Origin of the sequence: Klebsiella sp. JB_Kp042 (assembly GCF_040065275.1) — a bacterium.
In the GTDB taxonomy this organism is placed as follows: Bacteria; Pseudomonadota; Gammaproteobacteria; order Enterobacterales; family Enterobacteriaceae; genus Klebsiella; species Klebsiella quasipneumoniae.
Genome location: NZ_JBEAJL010000097.1, coordinates 44,707 through 68,102, shown reverse-complemented (window position 1 = coordinate 68,102; position 23,396 = coordinate 44,707). Strand labels below are relative to the sequence as shown.

Sequence of the window (23,396 nt, the reverse complement as noted above, 5' to 3'; positions counted from 1 at the left end):
CGTAAGGACACTAACACCTGAAGCTAGCGCGTCTACCAATTCCGCCACCTTCGCACAGTATTCTTTCTTTAGATATTGCCTCGTTGGTGCGAGGGGGGGGACTTGAACCCCCACGTCCGTAAGGACACTAACACCTGAAGCTAGCGCGTCTACCAATTCCGCCACCTTCGCATACCATCGACACTATGAAAGTATCGTTACCACGGAGGCGCATTCTAGTGGTTTTCGGCGACACGTCAATAGTTAATTATGCAGGTTGTATCGATTGCTGCAAAAATGGGCGGATTTGCCCGCAGGAAGCGCCAGCGGTACCAGAAACGGGCCGCCGGCGTGAGAAGGCGACTATTTTTTCGCCTGACGGGTCATGATGGTGCGATAGACCTTAAAACGTCCGGTCTGGGCGATCACCTCATGGAAGCCGAACGTCTCATCCAGCACCTGCGGATACGGCAGGAAGGCGTTGGCGACAATGCGCAGCTCGCCGCCGCTGTTCAGATGGCGAACCGCGCCGCGGATCAGCGCCTGGGCGGCTTCGAGGCTGGTCTGCAGCCCGTCATGGAATGGCGGGTTGGAGATGATCATGTCGAAGCGACCATTGACCTCGGAGAAGACGTTGCTGGCAAACACATCGCCAGCCAGGCCGTTGGCGGCAAGCGTCGCGCGGCTGGCTTCGACCGCAGGGGCGCTGACGTCGCACAGGGTCAGGCGCACTTTCGGCGAATGGCTGGCCAGCGCGGCGGCCAGCACGCCTGCGCCGCAGCCGACGTCCAGCACTTTCCCTTTGGTATGCGGCTCGAGGGTGGAGAGCAGCAGCTGGCTGCCGACGTCCAGCCCGTCGCGGCTAAAGACGCCTGGCAGGGTTTTAATCGTCAGATTATCCAGTGTGTATTCGCCCCAGAAGGCATCGGCGTCGAAGGCGGGCTGCTTTTCCAGTCGGCCATGATAGAGGCCACAGCGGCGGGCGCTATCCACTTTGTTCAATGGCGCGTATTCAGCCAGCATCTGCTCCGCGCTGCGGACGCCGCTGCGGTTTTCACCGACGACGAAAATGTCGCTTCCCACCGGCAGCAGAGAGAGCAGGTTCATCAGCTGGAACTGTGCCTCTGGTTTATTCTTTGGCCAGTAGTAGATCAGGGTGTCGCATTCGGCGACGTCAGCGGCCTCAGCCACTAAGCTAAAACGGACGGTGTCTCCCATCTGGCGGTTGAGGACCTGCCAGTGGTGGAACTGTTGGGTGTGGGCGCGGCTGGCCGCGGTATCCAGACGCGCAGGCAGGTCATCCTGCAGGTCACCGGCAAACAGAACGCGGGCGGACTCGAAATCATCACTGTGGCGCAGCAAGACTTCACTTGCCGGGGTAAAAGCGGACATGAAACACTCCTTCATTAAGACTGGCGCCGATTATAGTAGTTTGTTGGCGCAGATACGACGGATTTGCTATATTGCGCGCTTGTTTAACAGGAGTGTTTCGCTATGACATCCCGACGAGACTGGCAACTACAGCAGCTGGGCATTACCCAGTGGTCGCTGCGCCGACCGGGGGCGTTGCAGGGCGAAATCGCTATCTCGCTTCCTGAACATATTCGTCTGGTGATGGTGGCGGAAACCCCGCCGTCGCTGACAGAGCCGCTGATTGGCGACGTATTGCGCGCGCTGGCCGTGACGCCAGATCAGGTCCTGCAGCTGACCCCGGAGCGGGTGGCGATGCTGCCGCAGGACAGCCGCTGCAACAGCTGGCGGTTGGGCACAGAGGCGTCGCTGCCGCTGGCGGGCGCCCAGGTGTCCACCCCCGCTTTTGATGAACTCCAGACCAGCGCGCCGGCTCGCAGGGCGCTCTGGCAACAAATCTGCGCACATGAACACGATTTCTATCCTCAGCACAGCTGATTTAACCCGAGCCTGGCAAATCGAAACCCGCGCCCACGCTTTCCCGTGGAGCGAACAGACCCTGGCCAGTAACCAGGGGGAACGCTATCGCAACTATCAGCTGTCGGTGGATGGCGAAATGGCGGCGTTCGCCATTACGCAAGTGGTGCTGGATGAGGCGACGTTGTTCAATATCGCGGTCGATCCCGCTTACCAGCGCCGTGGCCTGGGGCGAGCGCTGCTGGAACACGTCATTGATGAAGTCGAAAGGCTCGGCGTCGTCACGCTATGGCTGGAGGTGCGCGCCTCCAACGTTGCCGCTATCGCGCTGTATGAAAGCTTAGGCTTCAATGAGGCGACGATTCGCCGCAACTACTACCCGACGGCCGACGGGCGCGAAGACGCCATTATTATGGCTCTGCCAATCAGTATGTAAGACAAGGTGATACGATGAAATGGGACTGGATTTTCTTTGATGCCGATGAAACGCTGTTTACGTTTGATTCTTTCAGCGGCTTGCAGCGGATGTTTCTCGACTACAGCGTGACCTTTACCGCCGAAGATTTTCAGGACTATCAGGCCGTGAATAAGCCGCTATGGGTGGATTACCAGAACGGCGCCATCACCTCGCTGCAGCTGCAGCACCAGCGCTTTGACAGCTGGGCGGAACGTTTGAATGTGCCGCCGGGGGAACTCAACGACGCGTTTATGAATGCGATGGCGGAAATCTGTGCGCCGCTGCCGGGCGCGGTCTCTCTGCTCAACGCGCTGCAGGGCAAGGTCAAGATGGGCATCATCACCAACGGCTTTACCTCGCTGCAGCAGACTCGTCTGGAGCGGACCGGTTTACGCGATCACTTTGATTTGCTGATTATTTCTGAAGAAGTGGGCGTCGCCAAACCGGACGCGCGCATTTTCGATTACGCGCTGGCGCAGGCGGGTAACCCACCGCGCTCGCGGGTGCTAATGGTCGGCGATACCGCCGAGTCGGATATTCGTGGCGGCGTGAATGCCGGACTGGCGACCTGCTGGCTCAATGCGCATCAGCGCGAGCTGCCGGCGGACCTCGAGCCGGACTGGACGGTGACCTCGTTAAGCGAACTGGAGCAGCTCCTGTGTAAACACTGATTGCCTCCCCCCCGTTGATGGGTAAAATAGCCGCAATTTTTCGTATTCCACATGCGTGGCTCATGGCCGCGTTTACTTAGAAGATTAATTATGACGTTGTCTCCTTATCTGCAAGAGGTGGCCAAACGCCGCACTTTTGCCATTATTTCTCACCCGGATGCCGGTAAGACCACCATCACCGAAAAGGTGCTGCTGTTCGGACAGGCGATTCAGACCGCCGGTACCGTAAAAGGTCGTGGCTCCAGCCAGCACGCGAAATCCGACTGGATGGAAATGGAAAAGCAGCGTGGTATCTCGATCACCACCTCGGTGATGCAGTTCCCCTATCATGACTGTCTGGTGAACCTGCTGGATACCCCGGGGCATGAAGACTTCTCGGAAGATACCTACCGTACCCTGACGGCGGTGGACTGCTGCCTGATGGTGATTGACGCGGCAAAAGGCGTCGAAGATCGGACCCGTAAGCTGATGGAAGTCACCCGTCTGCGCGATACGCCGATCCTCACCTTTATGAACAAACTCGACCGTGATATCCGCGATCCGATGGAGCTGCTGGATGAAGTGGAGAACGAGCTGAAAATCGGCTGCGCGCCGATTACCTGGCCTATCGGCTGCGGTAAGCTGTTCAAGGGCGTCTATCATCTCTACAAAGATGAAACCTACCTGTATCAGACCGGTAAAGGCCATACCATCCAGGAAGTGCGCATCGTGAAGGGGCTCAATAACCCGGATCTCGACGCGGCGGTGGGGGAAGATCTGGCGCAGCAGCTGCGCGACGAGCTGGAGCTGGTGCAGGGCGCGTCGAACGAGTTCGATAAAGATCTGTTCCTGGCCGGGGAAATCACCCCGGTGTTCTTCGGGACCGCGTTAGGTAACTTCGGCGTTGACCATATGCTGGATGGCCTGGTGGAGTGGGCGCCGGCGCCGATGCCGCGTAACACCGACACCCGTGAAGTCACCGCGGCGGAAGAGAAGTTCACCGGCTTCGTGTTTAAAATTCAGGCCAATATGGACCCGAAACACCGCGACCGCGTGGCTTTCATGCGCGTGGTGTCAGGTAAATATGAAAAAGGCATGAAGCTGCGTCAGGTGCGCATCGGTAAAGACGTGGTGATCTCCGACGCGCTGACCTTTATGGCCGGCGACCGTTCGCACGTTGAAGAAGCCTATCCTGGGGATATCATCGGCCTGCATAACCACGGCACCATTCAGATTGGCGATACCTTCACCCAGGGCGAGATGATGAAGTTCACCGGTATTCCGAACTTCGCACCGGAACTGTTCCGTCGTATTCGCCTGAAGGATCCGCTGAAGCAGAAACAGCTGCTGAAAGGGCTGGTTCAGCTCTCTGAAGAGGGCGCGGTGCAGGTCTTCCGTCCGATCGCCAATAACGATCTGATCGTCGGCGCCGTGGGTGTGCTGCAGTTTGACGTCGTCGTGGCGCGCCTGAAAAGCGAATACAACGTGGAAGCGATTTACGAATCGGTCAACGTGGCCACCGCGCGCTGGGTTGAATCCACTGACGTGAAGAAATTCGAAGAGTTCAAACGTAAAAACGAAGTTCAGCTGGCGCTGGATGGCGGCGATAACCTGACCTACATCGCCCCGACGATGGTCAACCTGAACCTGACGCAGGAGCGTTATCCTGACGTGGTGTTCCGCAAAACGCGCGAGCACTAATCCCTGACGAAGCGCGGCGCAGGCCGCGCTTTTTTCTTCTTCCGCCCGCGCTTCCCTCCTTCTGGAAAGTTCTTAAAACGCCGCTAATTCGTCTGTTTTTTATCCATATCCTCCGCAACCCCTTCGCCTGTCTACTATATTTAATTCGTGTTTTTAAAAATGCTGGCGTAATTCACTGCGATAAGACGCCAGCGCTGGTGAAAAAACGAGGACATCACGATGACCAGACTAAAGAATGCCAATATGTTGCTGGCGCTCTTCTTAGGCTTAGCCGCGTTGAACGCCTCGGCAGAGACGGAAAAAACAACGGTAGACAGTGCGAAGTCAGCTGCCAGCAATGCGGGAGAGGCGGTAGACAATTCGATTAATAAAGTCGGCGATTTTATGGACGACAGCACCATTACCGCACGGGTAAAGGCGGCGCTGATCGACCATAAAGATATTAACTCCGGCGATATTTCGGTGAAAACGGAAAACAAAGTGGTCACCCTCAGCGGCGACGTCACCAGTGCTGAACAGAAAAGTCAGGCGCTGAGCGTGGCAAAAGCGGTCGAAGGCGTCTCTCAGGTCAACGACAAGCTGACGGTGCAGCACAAATCGTCGAGTGAGACGGCGACGCTGAAAGGCTATGCCGGGGACACCGCTATTACCAGCGAAGTGAAGGCCAAGCTGCTGGCGGATGACATTGTCCCTTCGCGCAATGTGAAAGTCGAAACTAACGCCGGCGCAGTGCATCTGACCGGTACGGTGGCTTCCGCGGCGCAGGCTGAGCGCGCCGCAGAGATTGCGAAAGCGGTTTCCGGTGTGAAAAGCGTCCGCAACGATCTTAGCGTGAAGTAAATCGAGTTATTAACAAAAGTGTTGTCTGGCCAAGGTTGCCGAACGAATAGCAGCACCCACTGAGTGATGAGCTTTCCAGAAAGGGTGCGCAAACCGCTGTTCACCGTCCATTATGGTAAGGAGAAAAGTATGTTTCGATGGGGAATTATTTTTCTGGTCATTGCATTAATTGCTGCGGCCCTGGGCTTTGGTGGTCTGGCGGGTACTGCCGCTGGCGCCGCGAAAATCGTCTTTGTCGTCGGGATTATCCTGTTCCTGGTGAGCCTGTTTACAGGACGCAGACGTCCGTAGAGGGACAACAATCCGGGCGATGCTGAAGCCTGAGCGTTTTTACTGACACGTCGTCTTACACAAAGCCAGTCCTGCGGACTGGCTTTCGCGGTTTAAGCGATGGGCAAATTGCGTTACCTTGTCAGGAGAAGACTAATCGAACAGGAAAGCAGGGTGGGGCAACGCATTCCCGTTACGCTGGGCAATATCGCCCCGCTGGCGGTTAAACCCTTCCGACCAGGCAAGCTGGCGCTGGTGTGTGAAGGCGGGGGGCAGCGAGGGATTTTCACCGCCGGGGTTCTGGACGAATTCATGCGCGCCGGATTTAACCCCTTTGACCTGATGCTGGGGACCTCAGCGGGGGCGCAAAACCTCTCCGCTTACATGTGTAATCAGCAAGGCTATGCCCGCAAAGTCATCACACGCTACACCACCTCACGCCAGTTTTTCGATCCGATGCGCTTTGTGCGCGGCGGCAACCTTATCGATCTCGACTGGCTGGTGGAGGCCACCTCGCAGCAGATGCCGCTGGCCATGAACTATGCCGAAACGCAGTTCGCGCTGGGCAAAGAGCTGTGGATGTGCGCCTGTCGCGGCGACGATTACTCCGCCAGCTATTTTTCACCGACGCCGCAAACCTGGCTGGATCTGATCCGCGCCTCCAGCGCCATCCCCGGGTTTTACCGCAGCGGCGTGTTACTTGACGGCGTTAGCTACCTTGACGGCGGCGTCAGCGATGCGATCCCGGTACAGGAGGCGGCCCGCCGCGGCGCTCAGACCATCGTGGTGATCCGCACTGTCCCTTCGCAGATGTTTTACACCCCGGAGTGGTTTAAGCGGATGGAGCGCTGGCTGGGGGAGAGCAGCCTGCAGCCGCTGGTCAATCTGGTGCATCATCACGAAACCACCTATCGCGCCATCCAGCAGTTCATCGAAAAACCGCCCGGCAAACTGCGGATCTTCGAAATCTATCCCCAGCGGCCGCTGCGCAGCATGGCGCTTGGCAGCCGACTGCCGGCGCTGCTGGAGGACTACAAAACCGGACGCCAGTGCGGCCGTTATTTCCTGGCCACCGTGGGTAAACTGCTGGCCGACCGGCCGCCGCTGTTGCGCCACGCGCCGCGTATCGCCCGGCCTGCGCCGGTGGTGGTGCCGCCGGTGCCGGTGGCCAATGAAGCGCCGCAGGCGACCATCATCGCTGCGCCGCAGGCCAATGACGCAAGCTTTAATCATGAGGATCTGGCGTGACGCACCGTTTTATCGATACCCACTGCCATTTCGATTTTCCCCCCTTCGCGGAAGATGAGGTCGCCAGCCTGGCGCGTGCGGCGCAGGCCGGCGTCGGGCGAATTATCGTTCCGGCCATCTCCGCTGAGCGTTTTAGCCGCGTGCTGGCGCTGGCGGCGCAGCACGAGGCGCTGTATGCCGCGCTGGGCCTGCATCCGATTGTCATCGAGCAGCACACCGATGAGGGGCTGGCGCAACTGGAGGCGTCGCTGGCGCAGCGCCCGCCAAAACTGGTGGCGGTGGGGGAGATTGGTCTCGATCTCTATCGCGACGAGCCGCAGTTCGATCGTCAGCAGGCGCTGCTGGAAGCGCAGCTGCGTCTGGCGAAGCGTTACGATCTGCCGGTGATCCTCCACTCCCGACGCACCCACGATAAGCTGGCGATGCTGCTGAAAAAACATGCCCTGCCGCGTACCGGGGTGGTACATGGCTTCGCCGGCAGCCTGCAGCAGGCCGAGCGTTTCGTGCAGCTTGGCTATAAGATCGGCGTTGGCGGCACCATTACCTATCCCCGCGCCAGCAAAACCCGCGAGGTGATGGCGCGTCTGCCGCTTTCAGCCCTGCTGCTGGAGACCGATGCCCCGGATATGCCGCTCAATGGCTTCCAGGGACAGCCCAATCGCCCGGAGCAAGCTGCGCGGGTATTTGACGCCCTGTGCGAACTCCGGTCGGAGCCGCCGGCAGCCATAGCCGAAGGGATAATGCGCAACACGCTCGCCTTGTTTTCCCTGCCCTCAGCCACTGTATGGTGATCGAATTCTCATAATTGTTCATCCATATCATTGATTTGCTTAAAATGTGTGAAGCCTGGCAGGCAGGATAGTTTCATGCCGATATAATCACGCCGTTAGTGCTGGACTATCAAAACACAGGGAATCTGTATGCAAATCCTCATGGGACTTATCGGCATGGTGGCGCTGTTGGCCATTGCTGTGCTGCTCTCCAATAATCGAAAAGCCATTAACCTGCGTACTGTGCTCGGCGCCTGGATAATCCAGGTGGGTATCGGCGCGTTGATATTGTATGTACCGGCCGGGCGCTCGGCGCTGTTAGCGATGTCGAACGGCGTCGCCCGCGTAATTGCCTATGGCAATGAAGGGATCGGTTTCATCTTCGGCGGGCTGGTCTCCGATAAAATGTTCGAGGTGTTTGGCGGCGGCGGCTTTGTCTTTGCCCTGCGCGTGCTGCCGGTGATCGTCTTCTTCTCGTCGCTGATTGCCGTGCTTTACTACCTGGGCATTATGCAGCTGGTCATTCGCATTCTCGGCGGCGCGCTGCGGGCGGTACTGAAGACCTCGCGTACCGAATCGCTGTCGGCCACGGCGAACATCTTCGTTGGTCAGACCGAAGCGCCGCTGGTGGTGCGTCCTTATATCGCCACTATGACCCGCTCGGAGCTGTTTGCGGTCATGTGCGGCGGCCTGGCCTCGGTGGCAGGTTCCGTGCTGGCGGGCTATGCGCAGATGGGCGTTCCGCTGGAGTACCTGATTGCCGCGTCGTTTATGGCGGCGCCGGGTGGATTGCTGTTTGCCAAAATTATCGTACCGGAAACGGAAACGCCGGACGATAACCCGGCTCATGACCGCCAGAGCGCTGACGCGGATAAACCGGCCAACGTGCTGGACGCCGCCGCCTCCGGCGCCGCGTCTGGTATGCAGCTGGCGCTCAACGTCGGCGCGATGCTGCTGGCGTTTATCGCGCTGATCGCCCTGCTGAACGGCATTCTGTCCGGCGTCGGCGGCTGGTTTAACCATCCGGAGCTGTCGCTGCAGATGATCCTCGGCTGGGTCTTCTCACCGCTGGCGTGGGTGATCGGCGTGCCGTGGCACGAAGCGACGGTAGCGGGGTCGTTTATCGGCCAGAAGCTGATCATTAACGAGTTCGTGGCCTATATGAACTTTGGCGAGTATCTGAAGGCGGACGCCGAGGTGGCGGCGGCCGGGCTGCAGGTTATTTCAGATCACACTAAAGCCATTATCTCTTTCGCGCTGTGCGGATTCGCTAACCTGTCATCGATCGCCATCCTGATCGGCGGCCTCGGGGGGATGGCGCCCAACCGGCGTCAGGATATCGCCCAGCTTGGGCTGCGTGCGGTGGCGGCGGGGACGCTGTCTAACCTGATGAGCGCCACCATCGCCGGGGTTTTCCTCGCCCTCTAAGCCAGTTCCCTCAACCAGCGGCCGCCGCGTCGCTGGTTTTATTGAGTTTGTGAAAATTCCATCATTTCTGACTTTCAGAAAAATAGCTTATATTTCAAAATATAATAATTGTATCACCGGCTGGGTGGGCAAAATGTGCGCCACGGTGTCGAGAGTCTCTGTCATTGTGTGTTAGAATTATCACATCCTCATTGGGTGCGGAGTTTCGATTATGCTTAAGAGGGGCGTGAGGATAATTGCCGCGGTATGCGCTGATATTTTGTGATTAAAGTCACATTACAGTAATGCAAATTAGTAAGTAGTTTTCATTAACTGTGATGAATGTCGAAGTGTAGCGGCGAGTGAATGTTACAATAGTAACAGACTCGCAAGGTGAACAAACTATTGAACCGGCACTGCGCCGGCGGAGTATGAAATGACTGATTTAAAAGCAAGCAGCCTGCGCGCGTTAAAACTGATGGACCTGACCACCCTGAACGACGACGACACCAATGAGAAGGTGATTGCCCTGTGTCATCAGGCGAAAACCCCGGTGGGTAACACCGCGGCGGTCTGCATCTATCCGCGCTTCATCCCGATTGCCCGTAAAACGCTGAACGAGCAGGGAACGCCGGAGATCCGCATCGCTACGGTCACCAACTTCCCGCACGGTAATGACGATATCGACATTGCGCTGGCGGAAACCCGCGCGGCGATCGCTTACGGCGCCGATGAAGTGGACGTGGTGTTCCCGTACCGCGCGCTGATTGCCGGTAACGAACAGGTCGGCTTCGAGCTGGTGAAAGCCTGTAAAGAGGCCTGCGCGGCGGCCAACGTGCTGCTGAAAGTGATCATCGAAACCGGTGAGCTGAAAGAAGAAGCGCTGATCCGTAAAGCGTCTGAAATCTCTATCAAAGCCGGGGCCGATTTCATCAAAACCTCGACCGGTAAAGTGCCGGTGAATGCTACGCCGGAAAGCGCGCGCATCATGATGGAAGTCATCCGCGATATGGGCGTTGAGAAAACCGTTGGCTTCAAACCGGCGGGCGGCGTGCGCAGCGCGGAAGATGCGCAGCAGTTCCTGGCGATCGCCGATGAGCTGTTTGGCGCCGACTGGGCCGATGCCCGTCACTACCGCTTTGGTGCCTCCAGCCTGCTGGCCAGCCTGTTGAAAGCCCTGGGTCACGGCGACGGCAAGAGCGCCAGCAGCTACTGATTGTCAGACATTGCCGGATGACGCTTCGCTTATCCGGCCTACAGGATCGTAGGGCGGGTAAGCGTAGCGCCACCCGCCACCATTCACCCGATTCCTCATGGGGGTTACCGTGTTTCTCGCACAAGAAATTATTCGTAAAAAACGTGATGGTCAGGCATTAAGCGATGAAGAGATCCGCTTTTTCATCAACGGCATCCGCGACAATACTATCTCAGAAGGGCAGATCGCCGCGCTGGCGATGACCATCTTCTTCCACGATATGTCTATGCCGGAGCGCGTTTCGCTGACCATGGCGATGCGGGATTCCGGTACCGTTCTGGACTGGAAAAGCCTCAACCTTAACGGCCCGATCGTCGATAAACACTCCACCGGCGGCGTCGGGGATGTCACTTCGCTAATGCTGGGACCGATGGTGGCCGCCTGCGGCGGTTATGTGCCGATGATTTCCGGCCGCGGACTCGGCCATACCGGCGGTACCCTGGATAAACTGGAAGCGATCCCGGGCTTCGATATCTTCCCGGACGACAACCGCTTCCGCGAGATTATTAAAGATGTCGGCGTGGCGATTATCGGGCAGACCAGCTCCCTCGCTCCGGCGGACAAACGTTTCTATGCCACCCGCGATATTACCGCGACGGTGGACTCCATCCCGCTGATCACCGCCTCGATCCTTGCCAAGAAGCTGGCGGAAGGGCTGGATGCGCTGGTGATGGACGTCAAAGTCGGCAGCGGCGCGTTTATGCCGACTTATGAACTTTCCGCCGCGCTGGCGGAAGCGATCGTCGGGGTCGCCAACGGCGCCGGCGTGCGCACCACCGCGCTGCTGACCGATATGAACCAAGTGCTGGCCTCCAGCGCCGGGAACGCCGTTGAAGTTCGCGAAGCGGTCCAGTTCCTGACCGGCGAATACCGCAACCCGCGTCTGTTCGACGTGACGATGGCGCTGTGTGTAGAGATGCTGATTTCCGGCAAGCTGGCGGCGGACGATGCCGACGCGCGCGCGAAGCTGCAGGCGGTACTGGATAACGGTAAAGCGGCGGAAGTCTTTGGCCGTATGGTCGCGGCGCAGAAAGGACCGAGCGACTTTGTCGAGAATTATGATCATTATCTGCCGACGGCGATGCTGAGCAAAGCAGTCTATGCTGATACCGAAGGTTTTGTCAGCGCGATGGATACACGTGCGCTGGGTATGGCAGTGGTTTCTATGGGCGGCGGCCGCCGTCAGGCATCAGACACCATTGACTATAGCGTTGGCTTTACCGAGATGGCGCGTCTGGGTGACCGCGTGGACGGACAGCGTCCGCTGGCGGTGATCCATGCCAAAGACGAGAACAGCTGGCAGGAGGCCGCGAAAGCGGTCAAAGCGGCCATTAAACTGGACGATAAAGCTCCGGAAATTACACCGACAGTCTATCGCCGTATCACCGAATAGCGATATACTGATCTGATCGCTTTTTTGCAGCGCAAGATGTATGGAGAACAAGATGAAACGTGCATTTATCATGGTGCTGGACTCCTTTGGGATTGGCGCAACGGAAGACGCAGACCGCTTTGGCGACGTCGGCGCCGATACCCTGGGCCACATTGCGGAAGCCTGCGCCAAAGGCGAGGCTGACCACGGCCGCAAAGGCCCGCTGAATTTACCGAACCTGACCCGTCTGGGGCTGGTGAAAGCGCATGAAGGCTCTACCGGTAAAATTGCCGCCGGAATGGATGGCAATGCTGAAGTGATTGGCGCCTGGGCCTGGGCGCATGAACTCTCTTCTGGTAAAGATACGCCGTCCGGCCACTGGGAAATCGCCGGCGTGCCGGTGCTGTTTGACTGGGGCTACTTCAGCGATCATGAAAACAGCTTCCCGCAGGAGCTGCTGGATAAGCTGGTGAAACGCGCCAACCTGCCGGGCTACCTCGGCAACTGCCACTCTTCCGGGACGGTGATCCTCGATCAGCTCGGCGAAGAGCATATGAAAACCGGGAAACCGATTTTCTATACCTCCGCTGACTCCGTGTTCCAGATCGCCTGTCACGAAGAGACCTTTGGCCTCGACAAGCTGTATGAGCTGTGCGAAATCGCCCGTGAAGAGCTGACCGAAGGCGGCTACAACATTGGCCGCGTCATCGCTCGTCCGTTTATCGGCGATAAAGCCGGTAACTTCCAGCGTACCGGCAACCGTCACGATCTGGCGGTCGAACCGCCGGCGCCGACCGTGCTGCAGAAGCTGGTTGACGAGAAGAACGGCCACGTGGTGTCTGTCGGTAAGATAGCGGACATCTACGCAAACTGCGGCATCACCAAAAAAGTGAAAGCCACCGGGCTGGACGCGCTGTTCGACGCGACCATCAAAGAGATGAAGGAAGCCGGCGACGAGACTATCGTCTTCACCAACTTCGTCGACTTTGACTCCTCCTGGGGCCACCGTCGCGATGTCGCCGGCTACGCGGCGGGTCTGGAACTGTTCGACCGCCGTCTGCCGGAGCTGATGGAGCTGGTAGGGGAAGACGACATCCTGATCCTCACCGCCGACCACGGCTGCGACCCGACCTGGACCGGTACCGACCACACCCGCGAGCATATTCCGGTGCTGGTGTACGGCCCGAAAGTGAAACCAGGATCGTTAGGCCACCGCGAAACTTTCGCGGACATCGGCCAGACGCTGGCGACATACTTTGGTACCTCGCCAATGGCCTACGGTAAAAACATGCTGTGATGCAATTGCCCGGTGGCGCTCAGCGATCCGGGCCTACGGTTTTGTCGGCCGGGTCAGGCGTGCCGCCGCCCGGCAAAAACAACAATGTAAAAGGAACTGAAGATGGCAACTCCTCACATTAACGCAGAAATGGGCGATTTCGCTGACGTAGTCTTGATGCCGGGCGACCCGCTGCGCGCCAAGCACATTGCAGAAACCTTTCTCGAAGACGTGCGTGAAGTGAACAACGTGCGCGGCATGCTGGGCTTCACCGGCACCTATAAAGGCCGCAAAATCTCCGTCATGGGCCACGGGATGGGTATTCCGTCCTGCTCTATCTACACCAAAGAGCTGATCACCGATTTCGGCGTCAAGAAAATCATCCGCGTCGGCTCCTGCGGCGCGGTGCGCGAAGACGTCAAACTGCGCGACGTGGTGATCGGTATGGGCGCCTGCACCGACTCCAAAGTGAACCGTCTGCGTTTTAAAGACCACGACTTCGCGGCGATTGCCGATTTCGGCATGGTGCGTAACGCGGTAGACGCGGCGAAAGCGCTGGGCGTTGACGCGCGCGTCGGCAACATCTTCTCTGCAGACCTGTTCTATACCCCGGACCCGTCCATGTTCGACGTGATGGAAAAATACGGCATCCTGGGCGTGGAAATGGAAGCGGCGGGTATCTACGGCGTGGCGGCGGAATTCGGGGCGAAAGCGCTGACCATCTGCACCGTGTCTGACCATATTCGTACCCACGAGCAGACCACTGCCGCGGAGCGTCAGACCACGTTCAACGACATGATTAAAATCGCGCTGGAATCCGTGCTGCTGGGCGATAAAGAGTAAAAGCTGTTGTGCCGGGCGGCGGCTTCGCCTGACCCGGCCTGCGGTTTTCCAGGCCCGCTAAGCGCTACGCCAGCGGGCTTTTTTTTAGCGTACCGCGCCGGCAATCCACACCGACAGCGCTTTGAGTTCCGCTTCCTGCTCCGGGAAGTCCTCCATCAGCGCCTCACACTGCTGCTGCAAAACCTCAGCCCGATACTGACAGCCGATTAAGCGTTCCGCCAGCGCCTCCAGCGGCGCCGGATTCAGGCTATCGGTAAAGGCCTGCGCGCGGGTAATATGGCCCTTCTCAACGTCAAAATGCAGCTCGACGCCACCCCAGGGGAAGCGCTCGTCCAGCAGGTGGGAAAAGGCAGGCGCCTGGCCGAAGTTCCACTCCCAGCTGCTCTGGCGTGCGAAAGTGTCGGCAAAGTTCGGCAGGTCCGGCGTGTTGTCCGGGGAGATCACCTCGGCGTCTACCCGTTCGCCGTAATGGCTGAAGAACGCCTCCTGGATCGCCTCGCAAACTTGCTGATGGGTAATGCCCGGCAGCAGCTCAACCAGGTTCGCCACCCGCCCGCGCACCGAGGTAATGCCTTTAGCCTGCAGCTTTTTCTGGTCCGGGTTGAGGTAGTTGGCGAGACGGCTTAGATCGGCGTTGAGCAGCAGGGTGCCGTGGTGAAAACCGCGGTCCATGGTTTCACGATAGGCGGAGCCGGAGACTTTGCGGTCGCCGCTGTCGGTTTTGACCACCAGATCGTTGCGCCCGGAGGCGTCGGCGGTTACGCCCAGTGAATTGAGCGCCGCCAGCACAATAGCGGTGGAGACAGTTTTGTCGTACTCCGGTTTGCCTGCCATAAAGGTAAAGCAGGTATTGCCGAGGTCGTGGAACACCGCGCCGCCGCCGCTGCTGCGACGGGCCAGCCGCACATGATCTTCCTCCATGCGGCGGGTATTACACTCCTTCCACGGGTTCTGCGCGCGGCCGATGACCACGGTATCGGCATTGCGCCACAGGAACAGCACCCGCTGGGTGGCGGGCATCTGGCGGAAAATGCACTCCTCGACCGCCAGGTTGAACCACGGGTCGTAAGAGTCAGAAAGCAGGAGGCGCAGTGTGGACATTATAGATTTCCTTTCTTTTCATCGTCTTCATCCTCAACCGGCTTGTTGGCGGTGAGCAGGAAGGGCGATTGCTGCCAGCGGGTGCGTTTGCCCTGCAGCAGCGTGCGGGTCAGTACCACGCCGATGGCCAGGGACAGCAACAGCATCAGGCGTAAGATATTGGTGGTATTATCCACCTGCTTCGCCTCGGTCGCCAGCGTATGGGTATCGAGGGTCAGACGCAGGTAGCCCAGCGGACCGTTTTTTCCCGGCACCGGCTCGACAATCTGCTGGTTGAAGTAGCCGCCGGCTTTCTTACCATCCAGCGCCAGCCGGTCGCGAACCTCGACGCTTTCGCCAGAGCGCGCCACCAGGTCGCCCTGGTCGTCATATACCCCGGCGTCCAGTACGCGGCTGTTGTGGGTGAGCTGCGTCAACAGCTGATTGATGCGCTTTTCGTCCGGCGTCTCGCTGCGCATCAGCGGCGCAAGATTCAGCACCACCTGCTGCGCCAGCGTGCGGGCCAGCTCTTCCAGCTGCGGATTGCGTTGTTTCTGACTGTTCTGACTGAACCACGAGGCGCCCTGCATCAGCGCGACGAGCAGGGCGAGACAGATAAGGACAATGACCGCACGATGCAGCCGGAATTTCAGTTTTGCGCGAACCATATTCCACCTTTGAAAATTTGCAGCTTAATGTTGCCAGAAGCGCTGGTTACAAGGTAGCCTCATGCGTTATTTTCCTCGCCTGAATGAAGAGATGTGGAGCCGTAATGCCTAACAGTTTGACCTGGTGCGACCTGCCTGAAGACGTTTCCCTGTGGCCTGGGTTGCCGCTTTCCCTGAGCGGTGACGAGGTCATGCCGCTGGATTATCACGCCGGGCGCAGCGGCTGGCTGCTGTACGGGCGTGGGCTGGATAAACGCCGTCTGACGGACTGGCAGCGTGAGCTGGGCGCCGCGTTAGTGATCGTCGCCTCCTGGGTGGTCGAGGATTACCAGGTGATCCGCCTGGCCGGTTCGCTGACCCCCCGTGCGACGCGACTGGCACATGAGGCGGGGCTGGACGTCGCGCCATTGGGTAAAATCCCTCATCTGCGCACCCCGGGACTGCTGGTGATGGATATGGACTCCACGGCGATCCAGATCGAATGCATCGATGAGATCGCGAAACTGGCCGGCACCGGCGAGCTGGTGTCGGAAGTGACCGAGCGGGCGATGCGCGGGGAGCTGGACTTCACCGCCAGCCTGCGCCAGCGCGTGGCGACGCTGAAAGACGCTGATGCCAGCATTCTGCTGCAGGTTCGCGACGCGCTGCCGCTGATGCCGGGCCTGGCGCAGCTGGTGCTCAAGCTGGAAACGCTGGGCTGGAAGGTGGCGATCGCCTCCGGCGGCTTCACCTTCTTCGCCGAGTATCTGCGCGATAAGCTGCATCTCGACGCGGTGTTCGCCAACGAACTGGAGATCCGCGACGGCAAGCTCACCGGCAACGTGCTCGGCGATATCGTCGATGCCAAATACAAAGCCAATACGCTGCGCAAGCTGGCGGAAAAGTATGAAATCCCGCCAGCGCAAACCGTCGCTATTGGCGATGGCGCAAACGATCTGCCGATGATTAAAGCGGCAGGACTCGGCATCGCGTATCATGCTAAGCCTAAAGTGAATGAACAGGCGGAAGTGACTATCCGCCACGCTGACCTGATGGGGGTATTCTGTATTCTCTCGGGCAGCATGAACCAAAAGTAAGAGGTAAACGTGGCGAAAGCTCCAAAACGCGCATTTGTCTGTAATGAATGTGGTGCGGATTACCCGCGCTGGCAGGGGCAGTGCAGCGCCTGCCATGCCTGGAATACCATCACCGAGATGCGCATCGCCGCGTCGCCGCAGGTGGCGAGAAACGAGCGTTTGTCAGGCTACGCCGGTCACGCCGGCGTCTCGAAGGTGCAGAAGCTGTCAGACATCAGCCTGGAAGCGCTGCCGCGTTTCTCCACCGGTTTTAAAGAGTTCGACCGCGTACTCGGCGGCGGCGTGGTGCCGGGCAGCGCGATCCTGATTGGCGGTAACCCCGGCGCGGGGAAATCGACGCTGCTGCTGCAGACGTTGTGCAAGCTGGCGGAAGGGATGAAAACGCTGTACGTCACCGGGGAGGAGTCCCTTCAGCAGGTGGCGATGCGCGCCCATCGCCTTGGGCTGCCGACGGCGAACCTGAACATGCTGTCGGAAACCAGCATTGAGCAGATCTGTCAGATTGCCGAGGAAGAAAAACCGCAGCTGATGGTGATCGACTCTATCCAGGTGATGCATATGGCCGACGTTCAGTCGTCGCCGGGCAGCGTCGCCCAGGTACGTGAAACGGCGGCCTACCTGACGCGCTTTGCCAAAACACGCGGCGTGGCGATCGTCATGGTCGGCCACGTCACCAAAGACGGTTCGCTGGCCGGCCCGAAGGTGCTGGAGCACTGTATTGACTGCTCGGTGCTGCTGGACGGCGATGCCGACTCCCGCTTCCGCACTCTGCGCAGCCACAAAAACCGCTTTGGCGCGGTGAACGAGCTGGGCGTCTTCGCTATGACCGAGCAGGGGCTGCGCGAAGTGAGCAACCCATCCGCTATCTTCCTCAGCCGGGGAGATGAAATCACCTCCGGCAGCTCGGTGATGGTGGTCTGGGAAGGGACCCGCCCGCTGCTGGTGGAGATCCAGGCGCTGGTGGATCACTCGATGATGTCCAACCCGCGCCGCGTGGCGGTGGGGCTGGAACAGAACCGTCTGGCGATCCTGCTGGCGGTGCTGCATCGCCACGGCGGCCTGCAGATGGCCGATCAGGACGTTTTCGTCAACGTGGTCGGTGGGGTGAAGGTCACGGAAACCAGCGCCGATCTGGCGCTGCTGCTGGCGATGGTCTCCAGCTTGCGCGATCGCCCGCTGCCGCAGGACCTGGTGGTCTTTGGCGAAGTGGGGTTGGCTGGCGAAATTCGCCCGGTGCCGAGCGGACAGGAGCGTATCTCCGAAGCGGCGAAGCATGGCTTCCGCCGCGCCATCGTCCCGGCGGCCAATGTGCCGAAAAAAGTGCCGGAAGGCATGCAAATCTTTGGTGTGAAAAAGCTTTCAGACGCGCTAAGCGTTTTTGACGACTTATAATAAGTTAAAAGGAGATTAGCGATGTCGTCATTTGACTATTTAAAAAGCGCCATAAAGCAGAAAGGCTGTACCCTGCAGCAGGTGGCGGAAGCCAGCGGGATGACCAAAGGGTATCTCAGCCAACTGTTGAATGCCAAAATCAAAAGCCCGAGCGCGCAGAAGCTAGAAGCGCTGCATCGTTTCCTCGGGCTGGAGTTTCCCCGCCGACAGAAAAGCGTCGGCGTGGTGTTTGGTAAATTTTACCCGCTGCATACCGGGCACATCTATTTGATTCAACGCGCCTGTAGCCAGGTCGATGAGCTGCATATCATCATGGGCTATGACGACACTCGCGACCGCGAGCTGTTTGAAGAGAGCGCCATGTCGCAGCAGCCGACGGTGCCTGACCGCCTGCGCTGGCTGCTACAAACCTTTAAATATCAGAAGAATATTCGCATCCACGCCTTCAATGAAGAGGGGATGGAACCCTATCCGCACGGCTGGGATGTGTGGAGTCATGGGATCCGCGCTTTTATGAGCGAAAAAGGGATCGAGCCGAACCGGATCTATACCTCGGAAGAGGCCGATGCGCCGCAGTACCTTGAGCATCTGGGGATCGAGACGGTGCTTATCGATCCTAGGCGGACCTTTATGAATATTAGCGGCGGCCAGATCCGCGAGAACCCGTTCCGTTACTGGGAATATATTCCGACGGAAGTGAAACCGTTCTTTGTGCGGACGGTGGCGATCCTCGGCGGCGAGTCGAGCGGGAAATCAACGCTGGTCAATAAGCTCGCCAATATCTTCAATACCACCAGCGCCTGGGAATATGGCCGGGATTATGTCTTTTCGCATCTCGGCGGCGATGAGATGGCGCTCCAGTATTCGGATTACGATAAAATAGCCCTCGGGCATGCCCAGTATATTGATTTCGCAGTGAAATATGCCAACAAGGTGGCGTTTATCGATACCGACTTCGTCAGCACTCAGGCGTTCTGCCTGAAGTACGAGGGGCGAGAGCACCCGTTCGTGCAGGCGCTGATTGATGAATACCGCTTCGATCTGGTGATCCTGCTGGAGAACAATACCCCGTGGGTGGCCGATGGGTTACGCAGCCTTGGGAGTTCGGTGGATCGTAAAGAGTTTCAGTCGCTGCTGGTGTCGCTGCTGAAAGAGAATGAGATCGAGTTCGTCCATGTTAAGGAGTCGGACTACGATACGCGCTTCCTGCGCTGCGTCGAGCTGGTGAAGCAGCTGATGGGTGAGCAGGGGTAGATCCTCTGCGGGCTGATGCCTTCACCCCGGCCCTCTCCCGGTGGGAGAGGGAGCAAACATTAAAAAAGGCAACTTGCGTTGCCTTTTTGCATTTTATTTTGAGATACGTTTGTACTTGATTCGCTTCGGCTCCAGCGCGTCGGCGCCGAGGGTGCGTTTCTTGTACTCTTCGTACTCGGTAAAGTTACCTTCAAAGAACTCCACCTTACCTTCATCCTGGTAATCCAGAATGTGGGTGGCGATACGGTCAAGGAACCAACGGTCGTGCGAGATAACCATCGCGCAGCCCGGGAACTCCAGCAGGGCGTTTTCCAGCGCGCGCAGGGTTTCGATATCCAGGTCGTTGGTCGGTTCATCGAGCAGCAGTACGTTACCGCCAACCTGCAGCAGCTTCGCCAGGTGCAGACGACCGCGTTCACCGCCGGACAACTCGCCAACGCGTTTGCCCTGGTCTACGCCTTTGAAGTTAAAGCGGCCCACGTAGGCGCGGCTCGGCATCTCGGTGTTGCCGATCTTCATGATATCCAGACCACCGGAGACCTCTTCCCACACGGTCTTGCTGTTGTCCATCGCGTCGCGGAACTGATCGACGGAGGCCAGCTTAACGGTTTCGCCCAGGGTGATGGTGCCGGAATCTGGCTGTTCCTGGCCGGACATCATGCGGAACAGCGTTGATTTACCCGCGCCGTTCGGGCCGATGATGCCGACGATAGCGCCCTTCGGTACCGAGAAGCTCAGATCGTCGATCAGCACGCGGTCGCCGTAGGATTTACGCAAGTTGCTGACTTCCAGAACTTTATCGCCCAGACGCGCGCCTGGTGGAATGAACAGTTCGTTGGTCTCGTTACGTTTCTGGTATTCAACGTTGTTGAGCTCTTCAAAGCGCGCCAGACGGGCTTTGCCCTTGGACTGACGGCCTTTCGCGCCCTGGCGAACCCACTCGAGCTCTTTCTCGATGGATTTGCGACGCGCGGCTTCCTGAGAGGCTTCCTGCGCCAGACGCTGATCTTTCTGCTCCAGCCAGGAGGAGTAGTTGCCTTCCCACGGAATACCTTCGCCGCGGTCAAGTTCGAGGATCCAACCGGCGACGTTATCGAGGAAGTAACGGTCGTGGGTAATTGCCACCACGGTGCCTTCGAAGTCGTGCAGGAAGCGTTCCAGCCAGGCGACGGACTCGGCGTCCAGGTGGTTGGTCGGTTCGTCGAGCAGCAGCATGTCTGGTTTTTCCAGCAGCAGGCGGCACAGCGCGACGCGGCGGCGTTCACCACCGGAAAGATTGGCGATTTTCGCATCCCAGTCCGGCAGGCGCAGGGCGTCGGCCGCGCGCTCCAGCTGCACGTTCAGATTGTGGCCGTCGTGCGCCTGGATAATTTCTTCGAACTTGCCTTGCTGTGCGGCAAGCTTATCGAAGTCTGCATCCGGCTCGGCGTACTTGGCATAGACTTCGTCCAGACCCTTCAGCGCGTTAACCACTTCGGCGACCGCTTCTTCAACGGACTCGCGCACGGTGTGCTCCGGGTTGAGCTGCGGCTCCTGCGGCAGGTAGCCGATTTTAATGCCAGGCTGCGGACGCGCTTCACCTTCGATCTCGGTGTCGATACCGGCCATGATGCGCAGCAGGGTAGATTTACCGGCGCCGTTCAGACCGAGCACACCGATTTTTGCGCCAGGGAAAAAGCTGAGGGAGATATTTTTCAAAATATGACGTTTCGGCGGAACCACTTTGCCGACACGATGCATGGTATAAACGAATTGAGCCACGTTGGACTTCGCCTCTTTCTATTTTGATAGATAGTTCAAAGCCGAAGTGTAGCCTTTTTCGCGCGCTAATCCCAGCGAGGCGACAGGATTCACAGAAGCGTAAAAAAATGTTCAGGACATGGCGCGTTTAGCGTTGTCTGATTAGCATAAGTAAAGCCGCCTGCCGAACCGGCAGGGGCTTTTAAGCGGCACGATGCTGCGAAAATGCACCTGAAAGAGGAAGAGCTTGTGGAAAAAGCCAAAAAAATGGCGTGGCATCTTTTGGCTGCCAGCGTTGGTCTGTTGGCGTTGAGTCAGCTGGCGCATGCGGATTCACTGGATGAACAGCGCAGCCGCTACGCACAAATTAAGCAGGCGTGGGATAACCGGCAGATGGATGTGGTTGACCAGCTGATGCCCACGTTAAGCACCTATCCCCTGTATCCCTATTTGCAGTACCGGCAGATTACCGACGATCTGATGAACCAGCCGGCGCTGGTGGTGAAAAACTTTATTGACGCCAACCCGACGCTGCCCCCCGCGCGTTCATTACGTTCGCGCTTCGTGAATGAACTGGCCCGGCGCAGCGACTGGCGCGGCTTGCTGGCGTTTAGTCCCGATAAGCCGACCAGCACCGAGGCGCAGTGCAACTACTACTACGCCAAACTGAGCGTGGGGCAGTCGCAGGAGGCCTGGAGCGGAGCGAAAGACCTCTGGCTGACGGGCAAGAACCAGCCCGGCGCCTGTGAACCGCTGTTCAGCGCCTGGCGCGACTCCGGCCAGCAGGATCCGCTGGCTTATCTCGAACGGATCCGCCTGGCGATGAAGGCCGGCAATATCGGGCTGGTGAAATCGCTGGCCCAGCAGATGCCCGCCAACTACCAGAGCATCGCCAGCGCCGTGGTCGCTCTGGCTAACGATCCTAACAGCGTCCTGACCTTTGCCCGCACCACCGGGGCGACGGACTTTACCCGCCAGATGGCCGCCGTCGCCTTCGCCAGCGTCGCCCGTCAGGATGTGGAAAATGCCCGTTTGATGATCCCTTCGCTGGTGCAGGCCCAGCAGCTCAATGAGGATCAGACCCAGGAGCTACGCGATATTGTCGCCTGGCGCCTGATGGGGAACGATGTGACCGAAGAGCAGGCCATCTGGCGCGACGATGCGATTATGCGATCGCAGTCCACGCCGCTGGTGGAGCGGCGGGTGCGGATGGCGCTGGGGACGGGCGATCGCCATGGCCTGAATACCTGGCTGGCGCGCCTGCCGATGGAGGCGAAAGAGAAAGACGAATGGCGCTACTGGCAGGCGGATCTGTTGCTGGAGCGCGGCAGGGACGAGGAGGCGCAGGCGATCCTCCGGTCGTTGATGCAGCAGCGCGGTTTCTACCCGATGGTCGCCGCACAGCGTCTCGGCGAGGAGTATACCTTCCGCATCGATAAAGCGACTGGCACGCTCGATCCGGCGCTGGCCTCCGGTCCGGAGATGGCCCGGGTACGCGAGCTGATGTACTGGAATATGGATAACACCGCGCGCACCGAATGGGCGAATCTGGTCACCAGCCGCACGAAATCTCAGCAGGCGCAGCTGGCGCGCTATGCCTTCGATCAGCACTGGTGGGATCTGAGCGTGCAGGCGACGATCGCCGGCAAGCTGTGGGATCAGCTGGAGGAGCGCTTCCCGCTGGCCTATAACGATCTGTTTGCCCGCTATATCAGCGGTAAAGATATTCCGCAGAGCTACGCGATGGCCATTGCCCGCCAGGAGAGCGCCTGGAACCCGAAAGTGCGTTCGCCGGTCGGCGCCAGCGGGCTGATGCAGATTATGCCGGGCACCGCGACGCATACCGTCAGCATGTTCCGCATTCCCGGCTACAGCGGCCCGTCGCAGCTATTGGATCCGGAAACCAACATCAACATCGGCACCAGCTATCTGCAGTACGTTTACCAGCAGTTCGGCAATAACCGCATCTACGCCTCGGCGGCCTATAACGCCGGGCCGGGTCGGGTACGCACCTGGCAGGGGAACAGCGCCGGACGGATCGACGCCGTGGCGTTTGTCGAGAGTATTCCGTTCTCGGAAACCCGCGGCTACGTGAAGAACGTCCTCTCCTATGACGCCTACTACCGCTACTTTATGGGACAGCAGGATAAGCTCTTCAGCGATGCGGAGTGGCGGCAGCGTTACTGATCGCCGGGAAGTATGTTATGCTTTGTACTCGTTGAAGAGTACAT

Annotated in this window: 21 protein-coding genes and 1 tRNA gene; 17 read left to right on the top strand and 5 right to left on the bottom strand. The window is 58.8% G+C overall.

Translation table 11 applies throughout. The annotated features are described in order from the left end of the window. Positions 1–84: 84 nt before the first annotated feature. Positions 85–171, bottom strand: a tRNA-Leu gene (locus ABLV54_RS19450). Positions 172–342: 171 nt separating this feature from the next. Further along, the gene (gene rsmC / locus ABLV54_RS19445) at positions 343–1,371 is read right to left on the bottom strand and encodes a 16S rRNA (guanine(1207)-N(2))-methyltransferase RsmC (protein ID WP_023291885.1); all 1,029 of its coding nucleotides are present in this window, start codon (positions 1,369–1,371) and stop codon (positions 343–345) included. 102 nt (positions 1,372–1,473) lie between these two features. Between rsmC and ABLV54_RS19440 the strand changes: the two genes are divergently transcribed. The 13 genes from ABLV54_RS19440 (at position 1,474) to deoD (ending at position 13,955) form a co-directional block, all read left to right on the top strand. Then, on the top strand, positions 1,474–1,887 hold the full coding sequence (locus tag ABLV54_RS19440; RefSeq protein WP_044525301.1) for a DNA polymerase III subunit psi: 414 nt from the start codon (positions 1,474–1,476) through the stop codon (positions 1,885–1,887). Beyond that, a complete protein-coding gene (gene rimI / locus ABLV54_RS19435; RefSeq protein WP_044525302.1) occupies positions 1,856–2,302 on the top strand; it encodes a ribosomal protein S18-alanine N-acetyltransferase in 447 nt (148 codons plus the stop codon). The genes ABLV54_RS19440 and rimI overlap by 32 nt, the downstream gene beginning before the upstream one ends. Before the next feature lie 14 nt (positions 2,303–2,316). Beyond that, positions 2,317–2,994 (top strand): pyrimidine 5'-nucleotidase, encoded by a 678-nt coding sequence (gene yjjG, locus ABLV54_RS19430; protein WP_023291888.1) that lies wholly within the window; start codon positions 2,317–2,319, stop codon positions 2,992–2,994. A 90-nt stretch (positions 2,995–3,084) separates the two neighbouring features. Further along, positions 3,085–4,674, top strand: a complete 1,590-nt coding sequence (gene prfC, locus ABLV54_RS19425; protein WP_025711754.1) for a peptide chain release factor 3 — start codon at positions 3,085–3,087, stop codon at positions 4,672–4,674. A 219-nt stretch (positions 4,675–4,893) separates the two neighbouring features. Then, the gene (osmY, locus tag ABLV54_RS19420; protein WP_017901234.1) at positions 4,894–5,514 is read left to right on the top strand and encodes a molecular chaperone OsmY; all 621 of its coding nucleotides are present in this window, start codon (positions 4,894–4,896) and stop codon (positions 5,512–5,514) included. 129 nt (positions 5,515–5,643) lie between these two features. Further along, positions 5,644–5,805, top strand: a complete 162-nt coding sequence (locus ABLV54_RS19415; protein WP_002887716.1) for a DUF1328 family protein — start codon at positions 5,644–5,646, stop codon at positions 5,803–5,805. Between the two features lie 153 nt (positions 5,806–5,958). Further along, positions 5,959–7,032, top strand: a complete 1,074-nt coding sequence (locus ABLV54_RS19410; RefSeq protein WP_023291890.1) for a patatin family protein — start codon at positions 5,959–5,961, stop codon at positions 7,030–7,032. After that, positions 7,029–7,823: a metal-dependent hydrolase gene (locus ABLV54_RS19405; RefSeq protein ID WP_032452382.1), complete on the top strand. Its 795-nt coding sequence runs from the start codon at positions 7,029–7,031 to the stop codon at positions 7,821–7,823. Before ABLV54_RS19410 ends, ABLV54_RS19405 begins: the two co-directional genes overlap by 4 nt. A gap of 129 nt (positions 7,824–7,952) precedes the next feature. Then, positions 7,953–9,230, top strand: a complete 1,278-nt coding sequence (locus tag ABLV54_RS19400; protein WP_023291892.1) for a NupC/NupG family nucleoside CNT transporter — start codon at positions 7,953–7,955, stop codon at positions 9,228–9,230. A 415-nt stretch (positions 9,231–9,645) separates the two neighbouring features. After that, positions 9,646–10,425 (top strand): deoxyribose-phosphate aldolase, encoded by a 780-nt coding sequence (gene deoC / locus ABLV54_RS19395; protein WP_032452384.1) that lies wholly within the window; start codon positions 9,646–9,648, stop codon positions 10,423–10,425. Positions 10,426–10,534: 109 nt separating this feature from the next. Further along, positions 10,535–11,857 (top strand): thymidine phosphorylase, encoded by a 1,323-nt coding sequence (gene deoA, locus ABLV54_RS19390; protein ID WP_032429093.1) that lies wholly within the window; start codon positions 10,535–10,537, stop codon positions 11,855–11,857. A gap of 52 nt (positions 11,858–11,909) precedes the next feature. Further along, the gene (gene deoB / locus ABLV54_RS19385) at positions 11,910–13,133 is read left to right on the top strand and encodes a phosphopentomutase (protein WP_023291895.1); all 1,224 of its coding nucleotides are present in this window, start codon (positions 11,910–11,912) and stop codon (positions 13,131–13,133) included. Positions 13,134–13,235: 102 nt separating this feature from the next. Further along, a complete protein-coding gene (deoD, locus tag ABLV54_RS19380; protein WP_002887789.1) occupies positions 13,236–13,955 on the top strand; it encodes a purine-nucleoside phosphorylase in 720 nt (239 codons plus the stop codon). A gap of 84 nt (positions 13,956–14,039) precedes the next feature. Here the strand turns inward: deoD and lplA are convergent, their stop codons facing one another. Both lplA and ABLV54_RS19370 read right to left on the bottom strand, forming a co-directional pair. Beyond that, positions 14,040–15,056 carry a lipoate--protein ligase LplA gene (lplA, locus tag ABLV54_RS19375; RefSeq protein WP_032452385.1) on the bottom strand — a complete coding sequence of 339 codons (1,017 nt, stop codon included), beginning with the start codon at positions 15,054–15,056 and terminating at the stop codon, positions 14,040–14,042. Beyond that, complete coding sequence (locus ABLV54_RS19370; protein ID WP_023291897.1) at positions 15,056–15,703, bottom strand: YtjB family periplasmic protein; 648 nt, start codon at positions 15,701–15,703, stop codon at positions 15,056–15,058. The genes lplA and ABLV54_RS19370 overlap by 1 nt, the downstream gene beginning before the upstream one ends. Before the next feature lie 104 nt (positions 15,704–15,807). On the opposite strand from ABLV54_RS19370, the gene serB reads away from it, so the two are divergent. From serB to nadR, 3 genes are read left to right on the top strand one after another with little or no spacing between them, the layout of a single operon-like run. After that, complete coding sequence (serB, locus tag ABLV54_RS19365) at positions 15,808–16,779, top strand: phosphoserine phosphatase (RefSeq protein ID WP_032452386.1); 972 nt, start codon at positions 15,808–15,810, stop codon at positions 16,777–16,779. A gap of 9 nt (positions 16,780–16,788) precedes the next feature. Next, positions 16,789–18,171: a DNA repair protein RadA gene (radA, locus tag ABLV54_RS19360; RefSeq protein ID WP_023291899.1), complete on the top strand. Its 1,383-nt coding sequence runs from the start codon at positions 16,789–16,791 to the stop codon at positions 18,169–18,171. Positions 18,172–18,192: 21 nt separating this feature from the next. Further along, complete coding sequence (nadR, locus tag ABLV54_RS19355) at positions 18,193–19,425, top strand: multifunctional transcriptional regulator/nicotinamide-nucleotide adenylyltransferase/ribosylnicotinamide kinase NadR (protein ID WP_050534032.1); 1,233 nt, start codon at positions 18,193–18,195, stop codon at positions 19,423–19,425. Between the two features lie 93 nt (positions 19,426–19,518). On the opposite strand, the gene ettA is transcribed toward nadR, so the two are convergent. Further along, the gene (ettA, locus tag ABLV54_RS19350) at positions 19,519–21,186 is read right to left on the bottom strand and encodes an energy-dependent translational throttle protein EttA (protein WP_023291900.1); all 1,668 of its coding nucleotides are present in this window, start codon (positions 21,184–21,186) and stop codon (positions 19,519–19,521) included. Between the two features lie 228 nt (positions 21,187–21,414). On the opposite strand from ettA, the gene sltY reads away from it, so the two are divergent. After that, on the top strand, positions 21,415–23,352 hold the full coding sequence (gene sltY / locus ABLV54_RS19345) for a murein transglycosylase (protein ID WP_044525328.1): 1,938 nt from the start codon (positions 21,415–21,417) through the stop codon (positions 23,350–23,352). Positions 23,353–23,396: the final 44 nt, after the last annotated feature.